This is a genomic window from Pedobacter sp. BAL39 (assembly GCF_000170795.1).
Lineage (GTDB): Bacteria > Bacteroidota > Bacteroidia > Sphingobacteriales > Sphingobacteriaceae > Pedobacter.
Genome location: NZ_ABCM01000014.1, coordinates 40,076 through 56,122, shown reverse-complemented (window position 1 = coordinate 56,122; position 16,047 = coordinate 40,076). Strand labels below are relative to the sequence as shown.

At 38.2% G+C, this 16,047-nt stretch carries 14 protein-coding genes; 9 read left to right on the top strand and 5 right to left on the bottom strand.

Annotated elements, in window-relative coordinates; all coding sequences use genetic code 11:
• The first annotated feature begins 167 nt into the window (after positions 1-167).
• The 7 genes from PBAL39_RS17035 to PBAL39_RS17020 all read left to right on the top strand — a co-directional run bounded on the left by PBAL39_RS17035 (position 168) and on the right by PBAL39_RS17020 (position 4,086).
• A complete protein-coding gene (locus PBAL39_RS17035; protein WP_008243761.1) occupies positions 168-761 on the top strand; it encodes a hypothetical protein in 594 nt (197 codons plus the stop codon).
• Between the two features lie 327 nt (positions 762-1,088).
• Positions 1,089-1,532, top strand: coding sequence for a hypothetical protein (locus tag PBAL39_RS17030; protein ID WP_157274076.1), 444 nt, complete (start codon positions 1,089-1,091; stop codon positions 1,530-1,532).
• A 1-nt stretch (position 1,533) separates the two neighbouring features.
• Entirely contained in the window at positions 1,534-1,824 is a 291-nt protein-coding gene (locus PBAL39_RS25425; protein ID WP_157274075.1) for a hypothetical protein, read from the top strand.
• Positions 1,825-1,850: 26 nt separating this feature from the next.
• Positions 1,851-2,144 carry a hypothetical protein gene (locus PBAL39_RS25420; protein WP_157274074.1) on the top strand — a complete coding sequence of 98 codons (294 nt, stop codon included), beginning with the start codon at positions 1,851-1,853 and terminating at the stop codon, positions 2,142-2,144.
• 45 nt (positions 2,145-2,189) lie between these two features.
• Positions 2,190-2,480, top strand: coding sequence for a hypothetical protein (locus tag PBAL39_RS25415; RefSeq protein WP_157274073.1), 291 nt, complete (start codon positions 2,190-2,192; stop codon positions 2,478-2,480).
• Between the two features lie 26 nt (positions 2,481-2,506).
• Positions 2,507-2,974 carry a MauE/DoxX family redox-associated membrane protein gene (locus tag PBAL39_RS25920; RefSeq protein WP_039866932.1) on the top strand — a complete coding sequence of 156 codons (468 nt, stop codon included), beginning with the start codon at positions 2,507-2,509 and terminating at the stop codon, positions 2,972-2,974.
• Positions 2,975-3,798: 824 nt separating this feature from the next.
• Entirely contained in the window at positions 3,799-4,086 is a 288-nt protein-coding gene (locus tag PBAL39_RS17020) for a DUF6520 family protein (protein WP_008243756.1), read from the top strand.
• A 41-nt stretch (positions 4,087-4,127) separates the two neighbouring features.
• Here the strand turns inward: PBAL39_RS17020 and PBAL39_RS17015 are convergent, their stop codons facing one another.
• The 5 genes from PBAL39_RS17015 to PBAL39_RS16995 form a co-directional block, all read right to left on the bottom strand.
• Positions 4,128-5,507 (bottom strand): RagB/SusD family nutrient uptake outer membrane protein, encoded by a 1,380-nt coding sequence (locus tag PBAL39_RS17015; RefSeq protein ID WP_008243754.1) that lies wholly within the window; start codon positions 5,505-5,507, stop codon positions 4,128-4,130.
• Between the two features lie 4 nt (positions 5,508-5,511).
• Complete coding sequence (locus PBAL39_RS17010) at positions 5,512-9,033, bottom strand: SusC/RagA family TonB-linked outer membrane protein (RefSeq protein ID WP_008243752.1); 3,522 nt, start codon at positions 9,031-9,033, stop codon at positions 5,512-5,514.
• Positions 9,034-9,272: 239 nt separating this feature from the next.
• On the bottom strand, positions 9,273-10,463 hold the full coding sequence (locus PBAL39_RS24785) for a FecR family protein (RefSeq protein WP_008243750.1): 1,191 nt from the start codon (positions 10,461-10,463) through the stop codon (positions 9,273-9,275).
• A 64-nt stretch (positions 10,464-10,527) separates the two neighbouring features.
• Positions 10,528-12,207, bottom strand: a complete 1,680-nt coding sequence (locus tag PBAL39_RS24780) for a TlpA disulfide reductase family protein (protein ID WP_008243749.1) — start codon at positions 12,205-12,207, stop codon at positions 10,528-10,530.
• A 116-nt stretch (positions 12,208-12,323) separates the two neighbouring features.
• Entirely contained in the window at positions 12,324-12,908 is a 585-nt protein-coding gene (locus PBAL39_RS16995; protein WP_008243747.1) for an RNA polymerase sigma factor, read from the bottom strand.
• A 526-nt stretch (positions 12,909-13,434) separates the two neighbouring features.
• On the opposite strand from PBAL39_RS16995, the gene PBAL39_RS16990 reads away from it, so the two are divergent.
• Complete coding sequence (locus tag PBAL39_RS16990) at positions 13,435-14,094, top strand: Crp/Fnr family transcriptional regulator (protein ID WP_198139843.1); 660 nt, start codon at positions 13,435-13,437, stop codon at positions 14,092-14,094.
• Between the two features lie 512 nt (positions 14,095-14,606).
• Positions 14,607-15,980, top strand: a complete 1,374-nt coding sequence (gene mgtE, locus PBAL39_RS16985) for a magnesium transporter (RefSeq protein ID WP_008243744.1) — start codon at positions 14,607-14,609, stop codon at positions 15,978-15,980.
• The last annotated feature ends 67 nt before the right edge of the window (positions 15,981-16,047 follow it).

Below are 16,047 nucleotides of genomic sequence, written 5' to 3'. Positions count from 1 at the left end.
ACACTAGGAAAATTCTCTATCATCGGATTTTCTACAGCAGGATGAACTGTAAAGTATTCACTCGTGATTAAACGACATTATTTAAATGACCACCATTTTATGCAAAATTTAGCGTGATCAATTGAAAACGCTTCTACAATTAACGCTCAACTATTAATACTAAACCAATGGACAGAAATCATCTATCCGATTATTTTTTTGAACAGAATGCTAAGGCTCCTGAGTACAGGGATGGCATGTACAGAAATAGGCTGCACAAGTTTATCTCTGCAAGGTTAATCACTAACGTTTACCCTAAGAATTTAATTGTACAGGTGCCTGGTAATGTTTGCGACCGGATCTATTTCGTAGATCAGGGAGCTATTCAGGGCTATGATTATGATCTGCAGCGCAATTCTAAGGAGACGCTTTATTTGTGGAATAAACATGCCCTGGCTACGGATGCGCTGAGTTTCAGTTATCAGCATCCTGGTGATTTCTATATGGAGATTATGGCCAACAGTACGGTGAGCCATCTGGGGTTTTTTGATTATCTGGAGCTGATCCATGAATTTTCCCCGGCCAAAAATTTTTCGGGTTCGTTGAAGGAGCTGGAAAAGTATTGGTATTGTGGAAGGTTTCGCAATTATCCTGGAAAGGCTGCTGAGAAACTGGAGTTTTTCCGGCATGAGATTCCTGGGGTGGAATTGTATATCACCAAGGGGAGCATGTCTTCATTTGTAGGGGTGTCCCGGGAGCATCTGAGCCGGAAGGATAAGTAATCCGACTATTTAGTTTTGAAATGTTATGATAAGAGAAGGGGGCGTGTTTTGATTTCCTTTTTTCTATGCTTATATCTTTTAACGACTTGCCTGATCTGGAATGATTGGGCTTTTTGCTGTTAGTTCTTTATAGTATACGGGTATTCCTTTAAATACTATTAATAAATCACCGTGATATTTCCAAATCTTTTGATCACAAAAGTTTGTGATAATATCACAATTTTTTGTGATCAAAAACTATTCCCAAAGGGGGTGAACCTGTCTAACTTAGTACTATCAAAACGAAACAAAATATAACCTAACCAAATAAATAAAAAGATCAATAAGATGAAGACGCTCCGAGATACTCATTTTCTTAACTCAGATCCTCAGCTAAAAACTGAGTTGTTGCTTTACTATTTCAGGTGTCTATTCTGTGCTGTTTTAGTGGCGATGACTTTGAAGGTGTTTGTTGACCTGGTGAATGGATGGGGAAGGGCTGAGGTAATGAATTATGTGGTTGCCGGTTTTACGGTGCTGATCCATTGCTCTTTGTTTCGCTTATTGATTTTTTCGAAGAGGCAAGTTATTGGGTTTGGATGGACGGCGGTGTTTATGGGTGTGACTACTGCGGGTATGCTGATCATGGCAGCTCACCTGATGGAGTTTTGGGAACCTTTTACTGATCAGATCACGCGCACGTTCGATGATAGCCGGATTTATCTGAACCTGATACTTGCCTTAATTGCTATTGCTTGTTATAAAATTGCCAAACAAACTAAACTGAATTGATATGAAAAGGATTTTAATTGGGTTGATTGCTATTGGGATGGCAGTGACCGGTAGTGTCTTTGCGAATGCAAAACGAGATATAGAATCAAGTTTAGCACCTGTTACGTATTCCAACTTAGGCAGTGGAGTTTATGTCCGCGGGACGTGGAGTTGTACCACACCTGATCCGAATCAATGTTTATTAACCTTTCCAAACCCAGCAAATAATACTCCTCCAAATGGTATTGTACTGCCCCACCTGCCAACTAATTTAGGTATAGGCACTTTCAGTGGTCCACTTGCAAGATCATAGTTTAATAAATAACAAAGGCTCAAAATATGAAACGCATTTTAATTGGCATAGTTGCTATCGGTATAACAGTATTTTTAGCTTTTAGTTCAAACGCGACCGATTTAGAAAAAAAATTTTCTGTAGTGGAATACATAAACATCGGAGGCGGCACATACATTCTGGATCGGAAGGATACCACTTGTTTGGTTTCCGATCCAAATCGATGTCGCTATTTTTTTCCTAACCCAGCAAATAACACGCCCGTCTTTACATTTACACTTCCGTTTATTCCAACTAATCTTGGGGTCGGTGTACAGTCAGGACCGTTTTTGAGAATTTAAATTTTCAGTAAATGATTTAGTATATAACCATTAAAACATAAAAATATGAAACGCTTATTATTAGGCCTATTGGCCATTATCTTCGCCTTGTCACCATCTGTGCTTGCTAACAGAGAAAAAGATATCAGTTCATCGTTCGCGATAGTGACGTATCACAATTTAGGGAGTGGGTTATATGCATTAGGTAGTGGTCCTTGCTCTACTCCTGATCCGAATCCATGTTTGTATTTCTTCGCGAATCCGGCCAATAATACACCCACTAATAGCTTTGTTCTTCCTAATATTCCGATGAATTTAGGAAATGGGGCTCAATCTGGTGCCAATCAGCGACTATAATTCACTTTTCAAAAACCAAATTCGATATGGAAACTACACTTACAACGGAATCTACACGTGGACTTTCACTCAAATCAAGAAAAATAATTTTCGACGTCACTGTTTATGCTTTTATAATTTTGTTTATTTACACTGCTACAAGCAAGATATTAACGATAAATCTATATACCGTCATCTTGAGCCTGCTACCCTTAATTGGAAAATACAACGAGACCTTAGCATATCTGATTCCGGGAAGTGAAGTAGTAGTGAGTCTATTGTTATTGATTCCGGTAACTAAACGATTGGGACTTGTCTGTTCTTTACTACTCATGACCGCATTCACAATATATATAACATATATGGTGCTCACGAATCCTCATTTACCATGTACATGTGGTGGTGTTTTACAGTCGTTATCATGGCAACAACACATTTTTTTCAACTTAGCATTTATTTTTTTAGCTCTTATAGGTCTTTCTGTGTCAGGCAATAGAAATAACATTCAAAAATGAAAGCACTTACATCGATAATTATTTTAGGGGTCGGAGTGTTCGCCGGAAATCTGAGTACACCAACAAGGGATTTTAGACAAACGGATTCTTGGATTGTTTATTCAAACGTTGGAAATGGAGTATATGTTTTGGGTGATAATATCTGCATGGTCCCCGATCCTAACGAATGTCTTTACTTATTCGAAAATACGCAAAACGCTACACCTATACACTCTTTCAACACCAATGCCTCACCAAGCCAAATCCCAACTAATCTTGGCAACGGTTACAAAATAGGATTATCACTAAGAGGACTTTGACAATTATGTTTAACAGGCTTCTGTGATGAGTATTAATTAAGCATTATTATTAATTGTCCAGCCACACCACTTGTGATGTAGAAGTTGAGTTTGTTGCCAGTTTTGATTAATAACTTTAGAAATAAAAATAATCATGGATAATTTTCTATTAAAATTACTACTTACATGGTCACCCATTTTAGTAGCAACGGTTATATTCAAATCGGATATAAACACGTGGCGTGCGGAAGTTATTTATCATAATATTGGGAATGGATATTATATCCTTGGAGACGGCATATGTACTAGCATAGATCCGAATCCATGCTTGTACATTTTTTCAAATCCAGCTAACAATACTCCAGTTAACTCATTCAGTATTTACAGTTCCCCAAATCAAATACCAACGAATCTAGGGATTGGTGTTATGGAGGGAGCGTTATATAGAAATTAAATTCTTGAAAATATTTTCGCGCGAAAAGCAGGTAAAGATACAACCTGGGTAAATAAATGTAGAAAACTACTTAACAACAAAAATTTAAAGTTATGAAAAAGTTATTTTTTGGCGTCATGGCGCTTACACTTGCAGTAGGTGCAAGTGCATTCACTACAGGATCCGATATCTCCAAAACAAGGGCAGAGGTAATTTACCACAATATCGGAAGCAATACATATGCATTAGGTGAAGCGACCTGTGCTACAACTGATCCAAATCCATGCTTGTATGTTTTCCCAAATCCATCAAACAATACAGCTCCTTCTACATTTACACTTTCTTCAGTTCCGACAAACTTAGGAACCGGAGCGCAAGAAGGTGCATTACGACGCCTGTAATTAAAAAACGGGAGTCGTAATGACTCCCGTTCTCTTTGTTATCACCTTGGATTTTGACGAATTCCACTTAGGAGGATTTCATCTTCTGGAATTGGGAGCACATATCTTAAACTGTTAGGTTCAAGTGAGAATATTTTGTCGTCTAGTTTACGGCTTATAATGACATTTCGTCCCTCGAGATTGAATCTTTTAAGATCAGTCCATCTTGTTCCACGAAATATAAGCGCTTTTCTCCGCTCTAATAGTATTTTGTTTAATGCTGTCTCAGTTGTAGAAGCATTTTCATTCTCATAAGGTTTGGAAGGAATCGTGGCATTTGGATTCCAGCGTTTTATTTTTAATGCATTCAGATAGATCAGTGCGTTTGATATATCATTTCTCCTAGCCAGACATTCGGATTTAATTAAATACATTTCATCGGTTGCAAGCCCAGAAAATGGAAAGGGATCTATGGTATTTATTGGTCGTATTTTATAGTTGCCTAGGTTATCTTTGATGTAGTAAACCTTAAGTCGTATGTCGTTCTGTTCGTACGTATTTATAAGTGAGGGATCGACTCCATAAGTTCCATATGAACGAATATAGAAGTAACCTCCAGTAGCTGAAGCAAAAGTATAATATATAGTTTCTTCGCTGTTTAAGCTAAACGCCGAATTTCCATTGTCTACCAGATTATTGAAATCGGTCAGAGTTGAAAATATTTTAAGAGACTTGTCCACGTATACTTCTGCGAGTTCATAGTTTCGCATGCTGAGATAAACTCTCGCCAACATGCCAAAGGCAGCGACTTTTGAAGGCTGGTTCCTTTTATTGGGGTTAATACTTTCATTTAGAGTTTCTGAAGCCTCTAAAATGTCTTTAATAATTTGATCATAGCATTCTTGTACCGAATTTCTTGGAACTATCTGCTCTATTCTACCACTCAATTTTAGTGGTATTCCTAAATCAGTCGTTGCTGTTGTAGCATCATATGCTTTTGAAAAAACACTTAATAAAGAATAAAATGCATATGCTCTGACAAATAATGCCCTACCTTTTATTCGTTGCTTTTGTACATCTTTGGAAATGTCTTGTTCCTTAAGTAAGTCCAATACACTATTTGCATAGAAAATCGCTACATATTGATTAACCCAATTGGTATTTTTGCTTTCTCCTTCATATACATCTTGCGCCCAAATAGCAGCATTGCGTTCACTAGCCGTTGGATTGGCTTGCCAATCACTTAATTTCGGAATGAAATACTCGTCAGCGGAAGTCTGAGGGAAATCTGGGGTTGAATAAATAAAGTCTTTGTACTCTAATAGAGCTTCGAGTTCTTCTGCCGATTTTGGAAGTATAATGCTGGAATTAGGTTTCAAATCAAGCTTACCTTTGCAGCCGAAACCAAATATAATTGTTAAAATGATCAATAATCTTTTCATTATTTTAAAGGCTTAAATTAACACCAAATGAACAACTTAAAGGCAGTGGTAAAACTGTAGACCCATAGTCAGGATCAATATTAAGTCGGTTTGCCCGCCAAGCAATTCCGATATTCCTAGCGTAAAAGAATAGAGAGGCTCGTTTTATAGATAACGTAGATAAGGCTCTTTTACCTACATCGTATGAGAATCGTATATCTTGCAATCGGATGTGATCTCCTTTTTCAATTAGATCACTCGAATTTAAGTAAAATTCGCCTTGCTGGATATTTGCTGGATACGATAAAGCTGGAACTCTCGTTGTCAATTCATCTCCACCTTTTTTCCACCGCTCGTCAAATCCAGAAATTTGAAAGTTTGGATTTGCTGCAGAGCCATAATTGCTTCCATTAAAAACATTGGTTCTTCGGAAGTAATATCCCAACTTATAAGTCATATTTATTGACAATTCAAACTGTTTGTATAAAAAGGTATTTATGAAGCTACCAAAAAATTTTGGTGATGCGGTACCATGATATTTAATTAGTCCCGTATCAAAAACATTCAGAATTTTGGATATCTCAGACGTTATTACCCCATTTAGATATCCTTGAGGTTTCCCATCTCCATTCAAACCAGCATATGGAAAACTGAAAATAGCGTGATATGGATAGCCTTCTAAAGGATTATTGAAGTTTTGTGGCACTAATAAGGCATTTGAAGATTGCTTCACCTCATACTTTGTAACTTTATCTAAATTGTAATTGAGAAGAAATGAAGTCAGCCACTGCACATCACCTTCCAGGTTTATTGAATTTAATACTAAATCAAATCCTTTTGTAAGGAGATTAGCACTATTCCCTCTGTATTGTGAGACACCGGACTGGTACGCGATTGGACTATTACCTATGAGGTCTTTACTATTCTTTCTATAAATATCGAAGCTCCCGGTAACTCGGTCATTTTTAGAGGCAAAATCAATACCTATATTCCATGTTTTGATTTTTTCCCATCTCAAGTCTGGGTTACTGGGATTCGTTATTATAGCATATCTACTTCCCCAACTATTTAATCTTGCGACTGATCGAGTTGCTAAATAGGCAGAAGTTGATCTGTCAAAATTTCCATTAAGTCCATATGTCATACGCAACTTTAGATTTGGTAACCAGTTTACTTTATAAAAACCTTCTTTATTTATATTCCATGCAATACCTCCAGACCAGAGTGGTATACCCTTTTGATTCGTTTCAACTCCAAAGAGATTTGATTCATCTCTTCTTATGCTTCCAGATAAAATATACCGATTTCTAAATCCGTAAGATCCATTTGCGAAGAAGCTTTGATTAATATCAACATTCATTACACTACTACTCGTTGTGCTGATACTAGCTGAGCCGGAACCATAGTAAAGTTTATAAAACCGAGTAGGATCAATTGTTCCGTTTGCATCACTTAAAGTTTCCCTATTATAGCCGTAATAGGGCTGACTTCCAATTTGATTTCTTGTATCGCTTCCTTCATAACCTCCCAAAAGGTTGATTTCATGTTCCGTTGCTAATTGTTTGGTATAGTTTAACTGAGCTCGGATGATTTTTGACGACCGTTGTCCTTTCAAGATGCTTAAATAGTCACCGAATGGAATAATTCGAGTGACCGTATTATTCGATACCGCTGAAAATTTATTAATAAGATCCCTTGTATAAAAACTGTTAAGATCACTTGTCCTATTACCATTTGTTACCTCATTCAAAAACTGATAATTTGCAATTAAGCTTAATCCTCTTACGATTTTAATATTAAAACCTGCTTTAATTCGATATTGATTTAAACTATTTGTTGAATTAGCATTTAATTCATCTAATGGGCGATAATGCCAATCCAATAGTTTGCCATTTGACACCGTATCAACATAGCTTTTACGAAGAGTAGAGAAACTTGTCACCGCCAGATGGTTATTATACTCGTCGGCCAATTTATCATACGGACTAAATGCAGTGTAGTTGTCGGAGGATGTTCCAGTCTTACTAGAGATAAAGTTGATGTCTGACGAGATTTCCAACCTTTCATTGAAAAAGTTGAATGTGTTGCTAGCATTTAAAGTAATACGATCATATGAATCAGATTGTTTACTTTCCAGTGTCTTATCGTAACCACCCGAAAGATAAAACTTGTGATAAATTGATCCGCCACTGAAGTTTAAAGCGTATTGTTGTTGGCTTTTTCTTCTGTAAGCATATTTACTCAAGTCAGCCCTAAAATCATTTGACTTTAGCCTGTCAATTTGTAATGAGGAATCTGAAGGCGACAACAGACCTAATCGGGTTTTATTGAATATTTCAATTGCGTCCGAAATTGGGAGATAGGGTTCGGTGATTTGCGCATTGTAAAAGCCATTATTAAACAATGTTTGTTCCAAATTGATAAATTGGCTAGAAGACATTTGAGGCAAATAGTATAAATCAGGTTTGTCTGCTGAAGTATAAGTTGATACTACTCCAATGGACAACTTTTTATTTCTTGTTCCTTTTTTAGTTGTAATAACTATAACCCCATTTCCCGATCTCACACCCCAAATTGATGATGCAGCAGCATCTTTTAATAATGTTATAGTCTCAATGTCTGCTGGATTTATCTGATCGATTGTACCGTCATAGGGGAAACCATCTAAAACAACCAATGGTTCCGGATTGGAGAAAAGAGTGCTTCTACCATGTATCGATAATTTGGAATTGTTTGTTCCAGCAAGCCCCTTGTTGAATACCAAGCCGCTTGCTATACCATCTAACCTATCTAGAATATTCGTACCTACATTTCGGGACAATGTCTTTTCATCAAGTGTTGTAAACGATCCGGTTGCCCTTTCTCTTGGTAATGTTTGGTAACCAGTGGTAACAATCTGAATCTCATTTAATAAGCTTATATCAGCAATCATTACTATTGATACTCGGCTTGTAGCTTTGAACTCTTGAGTTTTATATCCAATATATGTTATTGTTAAGATGTCGTTTTCGTTAACGCCATTCAGACTGAATTCGCCGTTATCATTTGTTCTAGTGTATTTGTTTGTTCCTTTTACACCCACGATTGCGCCAATTAGTGGTGAACCTAGGGTGTCGATGACCCTCCCCTTAACATCTATTTTCGAAATTAATCCAGTGATCTTATTCTCAATATTGTCAAGTATGGTCAGATTTTTTTTTGTCAGTAGTATGTTTTTTTCAACTATTTTAAATTGAATAGATGTATTCTTCAAAACTTGATTCAATGCATTTTTTATATCAGAATTTTTTAAAGAGACAGTAATTCTTGGTAACTCAGTATCTAGATTCTTCAATAGAAAAGTATAGCCACTCTGAGTTTTGATATCTAATAAAATTTCCTCTAAATGTGCATTATGTTTTTCCAATGTTATTTTCTGCGCTATCGTTTTGGCGCTGATCTGAGTGAGAGTAATAAATATTAGAATGCATGAGATTTTCATGATTAATAGCAATTTGGGTGGTAGCCATAGTAATGGCATACCTAGGTTAAAAGCATATAATTTCATACTTTTGTTAGGTTTGGTTAGCAGTAAATAAAACGGGGCTTAATTTGTTTTATCCCGAAGTTTCGGGACGGGTAGCCAAACATTTACTGCAGAAGTGCTAGTAACACTTCTGCGGTTTTTTTGAATACCATTGGATTCAGCTTACGAATCGGTTTCTTGTAGTCTTCTTTTCATGTTTAGGTTGTTTGGTGGTTAGGTTACGGTTAATTCGAAAGCAGTCAATCTATCTATATCTATTGTTACTGTCTGTTGCTTACGATTAATTTGCGACCATTAAGCCTAAATTGAATGTCAGGTGCTTGGAGAAGTTCGATTGTTTTAGCAAGTGATATGTTTTTGTGAAACTGTCCGCTGAATTTTGCTTTGGATAGTTCACCCTCGAAGACGACATCGACGTCATACCATTTAGATATTTGTCTCATGACGCTTCTGATGTCATCATTTTCATCGAATTGAAAGTACCCATCTTTCCAGGAGATGAACTCTGCGGCATCAACGTTTTTAACTTTGATATTGCCAGCAGTCGTAAATGTGGATTGCTGTCCTGGTTTCAAGATTGCTCCTGAGCTCTCTCCACCTGGGAGAGAGCTTTTGGAATCTTTGAGGGGGTAATTTAAACGGGCGGCGTTATTGTTATTATTTAGTGACTCATTAGCATTATTTGCTGATATAGCGTTCACAAGAACGCTGCCTTCTAGCAATGTTGTTTTTGTAGCTGGTTCATCAGCATAGGAGTTGATATTGAAATGTGTTCCTAAAACTGTTACCGTTTGTTTTCGAGTTTCAACAACAAATGGATGTTTTTGATCTTTTGAAACCTCAAAGTACGCTTCGCCGGCTAACACCACTCTTCGGATTGATAAGCCGGTAAACTTAGTAGGGAATTTGAGAGAGGACGCGGCGTTAAGCCATACTTTGGAGCCATCCGGCAAGATTATCTGATATTGACCACCTTTAGGGGTCGTTAAAGTTGAGAGCGCTAATTCGACAGAATTAGTGATTGTTTCTTTATTACCATTTATAGTAGTGCCATCGTTGTAAGCTAGGTTAGAGGCGTTTACTGTTATTCCATTTTTACTGCATTGCAGTTCAATAATTTTTCCGTTAGGCAGACGCAGGGTTGGTGCGTATTTTGCAGGATAAATTTTATCCAACGCAGCTGACGTGTTTTCTATTTCTATCGGGAAATCAAAAAAGTAAATCGTAACTGCTACGGTTATCATTGCTGCTACTGCTGCAACCAATTTTGGCCAAAATGTTAACACAGGTATTGCTCTGTGAATGGATGAATGTATCTGATTGATCTTTTTTTCAGATACTTCAATCTCGTCTTCAAGTAACACGTAATCAGCCACGAAGTCATATTCTTCTGAATTTGCATTTTCGGCTTGATACTTCGTTATCAAGCTTTTGGCATCCCTGTCTTTCATAATATCCCCTAATTAAATGTATAACGATTGCGAAAAATCAAATGGTCAAAATATTTTAAGTTTTTTATTTTGCTGCATGTGTCTTGATTGCCAAGCTTTCATCCAGCAATTTCATAAATGCAATCGCATTAGGGTTTTTCATAGTGACTTGGTCGTCAGGGTAGGCCTTGTATTTCTTAGTCTCAGGATCAATACCAAATAATTGTATTCCATCACTTGGTCTTGGAGGACGAGAAGTTACGAGCTGTCCATTTTTATCGATGACGACTTGCCAAGGGCCCCCTTGAAAATTATAGTATTTCATGATTGGGTGTTCTCCACCAAGTCCATTTGTGTAAAGGTTAATAGTCCCTGGTGAAGTATAGGCGTTCGTCTCCAGGCTTTTTATCCACTGATCTTTGTTTTTGTCTTCGCAAACTGTCATGAACACGATATCAGGGTTGTTCTTATATCGTTCAATGATAGTGTGCATAGCTGCATTTAGGTTAACGCACCAACCGCAGTTTGTAAACCAAAAGTCCATCACAATGACTTTTCCCTTGTAATCTGATAGTTTGTGAGATTTTCCATTTACATCTTCTAACTCGAAAGGGAAAGCTGTAAATTGTTCTCTTTTCCATTTAGCTAATGCTTGCTTATAGGATGGTGTTGTGATCGTGTTTAATGCTTGATCCAACTTAAGTTTTACTTGCTCAGATGAGGTTTTATTAAGTTCCTTAAAACTCATGAGTAATAACTCATCCCTCATGCGACCTGAATAATTTGATGTAATTCGATCGTAGAGAGAGTCAACCAAGAAGTTTTTATTTTTACCCGGGGTAAAAATCTTCAGGGGTGTCCATTCCTTTTGAAATGCCATCAATGGATAATAAACAGAATTTGTCACCAAAGTGGTGTCTATATTTTCTTCTATCTCCCTTTTAAAATATCTACTATAATATGTTGCACCTTCAGCTTTTGCACCTGGGTCTAGAAATAGAATAAAAAATGAGGAGAGCATCTTGAGTTCTGGGTACGCGCCAGCATTCACTGAAAGAATATTATATATTTGATCATTTAGGTTTTCACGAAACGAGTTCAGTATGCTCAAATTCAATTTTTGATCTAAATTCATAGCGGACTGCTTCAATTTGAAGAAGTCCGTGTATCGCTTTTGTAAATAATAGTTATCTCTCAGCTCATCTACTTTTAAAGTGTTTGGACCATTGAGTTTAAAAATCTGAGCCTGACAATTTAGCTTTTCCGAATTTGTTCCTGAAAAATTGAAAATGCCCCCTTTAGATATAGTCATGCCTATCTGATCACCAGATTCAAAAAGGTAAAGTTCATTAGAGCCTAACTCCATTCTTTCTGGAAAGTTAATTGGAATTATTGCGCCAGGACTGATTTTATTTGTTAAGGACTCATTTTGCATACAGAATCCGAAATAGTTAATCTCTTTGTCAACGGGAATATTTGTACGGAACTTACCTTCTTTATCAAGTTTTACCCTGATCATTTCACCTTCATTATTCAGTTCCTTGACGGGGTCATAAATTTTGATCACCATTTCATTGCTGGCGAATTTGTTCATGATGGCTGTATCAACGTTTCCAGTCAGAATGATTTCAGAGCCGTGTCCGAAGCAGGATAGTTCTGAAAATGAAAAAAAGAGCAGAAAACTAAAGGAGAGCACATACGTAAACATCGAAATCTTTTGACTTCTAAAGCTACCTCGTGGTTTTTTAGGGGTGTATTTAAACATTTTCGGTTGAATAGGTTAATTAAAGGATTTAGGCATGTTCAAGCAGATTAATGCTTGACAATTGGAAAACGGTTGAGAGTTAAGAAATGGTCAACAAAAAATTAAATCAATATTAATTACTTAGACAGGAAGTAAATCAGGTATAAATACCCGAATAATCCGAGTTTGTCTCTGAGGATTTTGAGCGCGCCTTTCATTTGGCTATTTACCGTTTGCTCGGGAAGGTCGAGGGCCTCGGCGATTTCTTTTCTGGACATGGAACCTTTCCGGCTCATCTCGTAAACGCGTTTCATCTTCGGAGGAAGCGCGTTGACTTCCCTTTCGATGACTGCGTGTAAGTTGTTGTGTCTCGCCCGGTAATCCGCGGTATCTTCACTTTGATCGATATAGTTCTGGAAACGTTCGATATAGCTCTGTGTAATCTTAATATGTCTGAAGTAATCCAGGATTTTGTTCTTAACCAATTTGAAGATATAGGCTTGGAATGCGGTATCTTCATTGAGATCATTTCTTTTATCCCAAAGTTTAGCAAAGACAGTTTGGATAATGTCTTTGGTATCTTCATCATCTTTGATTTTACTGTATACGAAGCGAATTAATACGGGAGTATATCGTTTGTAAATCGTATCGAAAGCAACATGGTCATCTGATTTGATCAACGTGACCAATTCAAAATCTGATATCTTTCTGTAATCAATCATGAGCCCCCTGTTAATTTTTGTAATAAAGCTAAAACGTATTATATACTACCTACCTTTAGCTAACGGCAATAATTAGCTAAATTTATATATCTAAAATATTCACAATTTCTTATTGACATCCCAATCAACATCAATCCAAAAATACCGCACGTACGTGTTTTTTTTTGATCTACGCAAACCGGATTATTATGGATTACATTTCCAAGACATTTCCCTCTTATTTTGAGTACTTTATCAAAATCTCGTGTTAAAATCATCGAATTCCCTATTGCAGAAACTGCAGTTACGCATCTATTTTCATTGATCCCATAATTTTCTAAAGAAAATCAAGGCTCCTGAGTTGATCCATATTTGTTTTTTATTCCCATTATTTCTATTTTCACACTGTCGCTCGGAAATCCTCCTTTTACCTCTCTCTCCTACTCCACCTCAACAAACATCACCTCAACTAAACTTTAACCTTTCAACCAAAATGAGTTTATCCAACATTTTCGCTTTCGACAAATGGAATTTTGTCACCCGTTCTGTGATAGAAAATCTTTCAGAAAATGACTACGACTTCTTGATAACCAGCCAAGGGAAAAAGCCCTATAAAAAGGGTGAATTACTTTTCAAAGAAGATGAAATACCCAAAGGAATATTCTATATTCATAAAGGTCTTGTGAAGAAATTCAAACAGCTTCCAGTCACAGAACAGACGCTTTACATTGCTGGAAGCGGAGAGCTGATCGGCTACCAGGCTGCCTTGGAAGAAGAAGGATATCCAGATTCTGCCGTAACGCTCCAGCCCAGCCTGATCACCTTTATACCAAGCAGCGTATTCTTTGACCTGCTTAAAAAATCCTGGGATTTTAACATGAGCATTCATAAGGTTAGCGGTCATGCCTTCAGAGTTCAGGAAAACTTTGAAACTCTTTTTTCAAAAGGCACATCCCCGCAAAAGCTAAGCATTGCCCTCATCATTTTTCGCGAAAAGTCAAAGGAAGGCGACGTCACTGGCGACAGCGCCCTTATCAATATCAAACAGGCCGATATATGCAGTCTTGCGGGAATTTCTGACGATACACTACAACGTAATCTGAAAGAATGGGAGGACAATAAAATCATAGCCCGTGAGGGTAGAAAAATATGGGTAAAAGACTTAAAGAGGCTGGTAGAAATGACGGCATGGCCTAAAAAAGAATAGATTGTCTAGTTGACAGCATAATATTTGCGGATCAACCATGCAATATTCTTATACCTCCACTACCCTATCCTGCTATTTGCATTCAAACCGGTTTTGGGTGCAGTTACGGTTGGCCGGTACCGTTGAGTTTTTGGTATCACTCAATAACCTTTTAGTGACGCAACACTAGAATGCGGATTGATAGTTCATATCATCAAAATGATTAGTTATCGCACAAATACCAGATGAATAATCACTCCCAGTGTCCTCAAATACTATCATTTATTTTTTCATTCTCTATCCCGATTTCCTGCCCTACAAGCCAGCAGTTTCCAAAACAAGTTAAAATACCATAAACAAATTCCCGCTCCCCTCATTTATCTCCGATAAACCCTTTGTTTTTAAAAATAAAAAGGCACTTTTGCAAAAACTAAAAAATGCTCCTTGGAAAACCTGCCTGCAGACATCTTCCAATCAGCAGCACACACAATATCGGTAATTAACAGAGCTGGAAAACATGTAAACATTGGTCTATGGAAGAATTGATTGTAGAAGAGGTAGTAGCGCTATTAGAACAGGAAGACAATACACAGTTGAAACAATATTTAGATGATCTGAATATTTCGGATGTAGAACACCTGATAGACGAACTCCCCCAGCATGCAGTCACCTTTATAGACGTCCTCTCTTCAAAACGAGCTGTTAACGTATTCCGGATCCTCGACTTCCCTACCCAGGAAAAGATCATTAAAAAGCTGCCTGGCAATAAACTCGCAGAGCTGATCAACCTGCTCCCACCCGATGACCGTACCTCCCTGTTTTCCGAACTAAAAGGTGATGCCGTAAAAAAGCTGATCATCCTGCTGCCTGCAAAAGACAGGGTCGAAGCATTGTCGCTGCTCGGTTACGAGGAAGACAGTGTGGGTCGTTTGATGACGCCCGATTATGTGGCCGTTAAGAAACACTGGACGGTAGCAAGAGTGCTGGACCACATCAGACGTTACGGAAAGAACTCAGAAACCATTGATGTAATCTATGTGATCGACAGGGATGGCGTATTGCTGGACGACATCAGGATCCGTGAGATCCTCCTGGCCAATCCAGAAGCACTCATCGGAGACCTTACGGATCAGCGTTTGATTGCCTTAAAAGCCAACGACCATCAGGAAGAAGCCATCAACGTCTTCAGGATGAACAATCGCGTGGCTCTGCCCGTAGTAGACAACAACAACGTCCTTCTTGGTATCGTGACCGTCGATGACATCCTTTGGATTGCCAACGAAGAATATACAGAAGACATGCATAAAATTGGGGGTACCCAGGCCCTCGACGAACCTTACCTGGACATGCCCATCATTGGCTTGTTCAAAAGAAGGATCGGTTGGCTGGTCGTCCTTTTCCTTGGGGAAATGCTGACCGCAACAGCCATGGGGCACTTTGAAGCGGACATTGCGAAGGCAGTGATCCTGGCTATGTTTGTACCGCTCATCATCTCCAGTGGAGGAAACAGCGGATCACAGGCGTCTACCCTGATCATTCAGGCCATGGCACTCGGTGAGATCACCGTAGGCGATTGGTGGAGGGTCATGCGCAGGGAGCTCATCTCCGGGTTGATGCTCGGTGTTGTCCTTGGCGCCATTGGATTTCTACGCATCTTCGTCTGGACGTTTTTCACCGACATGTATGGGCCACACTGGGCGCTGATCGGTATAACTGTAGGCGTTGCCCTTGTAGGCGTAGTCCTTTGGGGATCTTTAGCCGGTTCAATGTTGCCACTGTTGTTAAAGAAACTGGGGGCCGACCCTGCAACTTCCTCTGCTCCTTTTGTGGCGACATTAGTTGACGTGACCGGGCTGATCATTTATTTCTCTGTCGCAGTGATGTTCCTCACCGGAGTATTGCTGTAAGGAGCAATCATTTACATTTTTCTACAAAAACCAAAGCTGATGTGCTGCCAAGGCGGGATAAGGACAT

Bases quoted from the DNA above. Each gene is read 5' to 3' on its own strand.
- PBAL39_RS17035 (WP_008243761.1), top strand. From the start codon at position 168: ATGGACAGAAATCATCTATCCGATTATTTTTTTGAACAGAATGCTAAG.
- PBAL39_RS17030 (WP_157274076.1), top strand. From the start codon at position 1,089: ATGAAGACGCTCCGAGATACTCATTTTCTTAACTCAGATCCTCAGCTA.
- PBAL39_RS25425 (WP_157274075.1), top strand. From the start codon at position 1,534: ATGAAAAGGATTTTAATTGGGTTGATTGCTATTGGGATGGCAGTGACC.
- PBAL39_RS25420 (WP_157274074.1), top strand. From the start codon at position 1,851: ATGAAACGCATTTTAATTGGCATAGTTGCTATCGGTATAACAGTATTT.
- PBAL39_RS25415 (WP_157274073.1), top strand. From the start codon at position 2,190: ATGAAACGCTTATTATTAGGCCTATTGGCCATTATCTTCGCCTTGTCA.
- PBAL39_RS25920 (WP_039866932.1), top strand. From the start codon at position 2,507: ATGGAAACTACACTTACAACGGAATCTACACGTGGACTTTCACTCAAA.
- PBAL39_RS17020 (WP_008243756.1), top strand. From the start codon at position 3,799: ATGAAAAAGTTATTTTTTGGCGTCATGGCGCTTACACTTGCAGTAGGT.
- PBAL39_RS17015 (WP_008243754.1), bottom strand. From the start codon at position 5,507: ATGAAAAGATTATTGATCATTTTAACAATTATATTTGGTTTCGGCTGC.
- PBAL39_RS17010 (WP_008243752.1), bottom strand. From the start codon at position 9,033: ATGAAATTATATGCTTTTAACCTAGGTATGCCATTACTATGGCTACCA.
- PBAL39_RS24785 (WP_008243750.1), bottom strand. From the start codon at position 10,463: ATGAAAGACAGGGATGCCAAAAGCTTGATAACGAAGTATCAAGCCGAA.
- PBAL39_RS24780 (WP_008243749.1), bottom strand. From the start codon at position 12,207: ATGTTTAAATACACCCCTAAAAAACCACGAGGTAGCTTTAGAAGTCAA.
- PBAL39_RS16995 (WP_008243747.1), bottom strand. From the start codon at position 12,908: ATGATTGATTACAGAAAGATATCAGATTTTGAATTGGTCACGTTGATC.
- mgtE (WP_008243744.1), top strand. From the start codon at position 14,607: ATGGAAGAATTGATTGTAGAAGAGGTAGTAGCGCTATTAGAACAGGAA.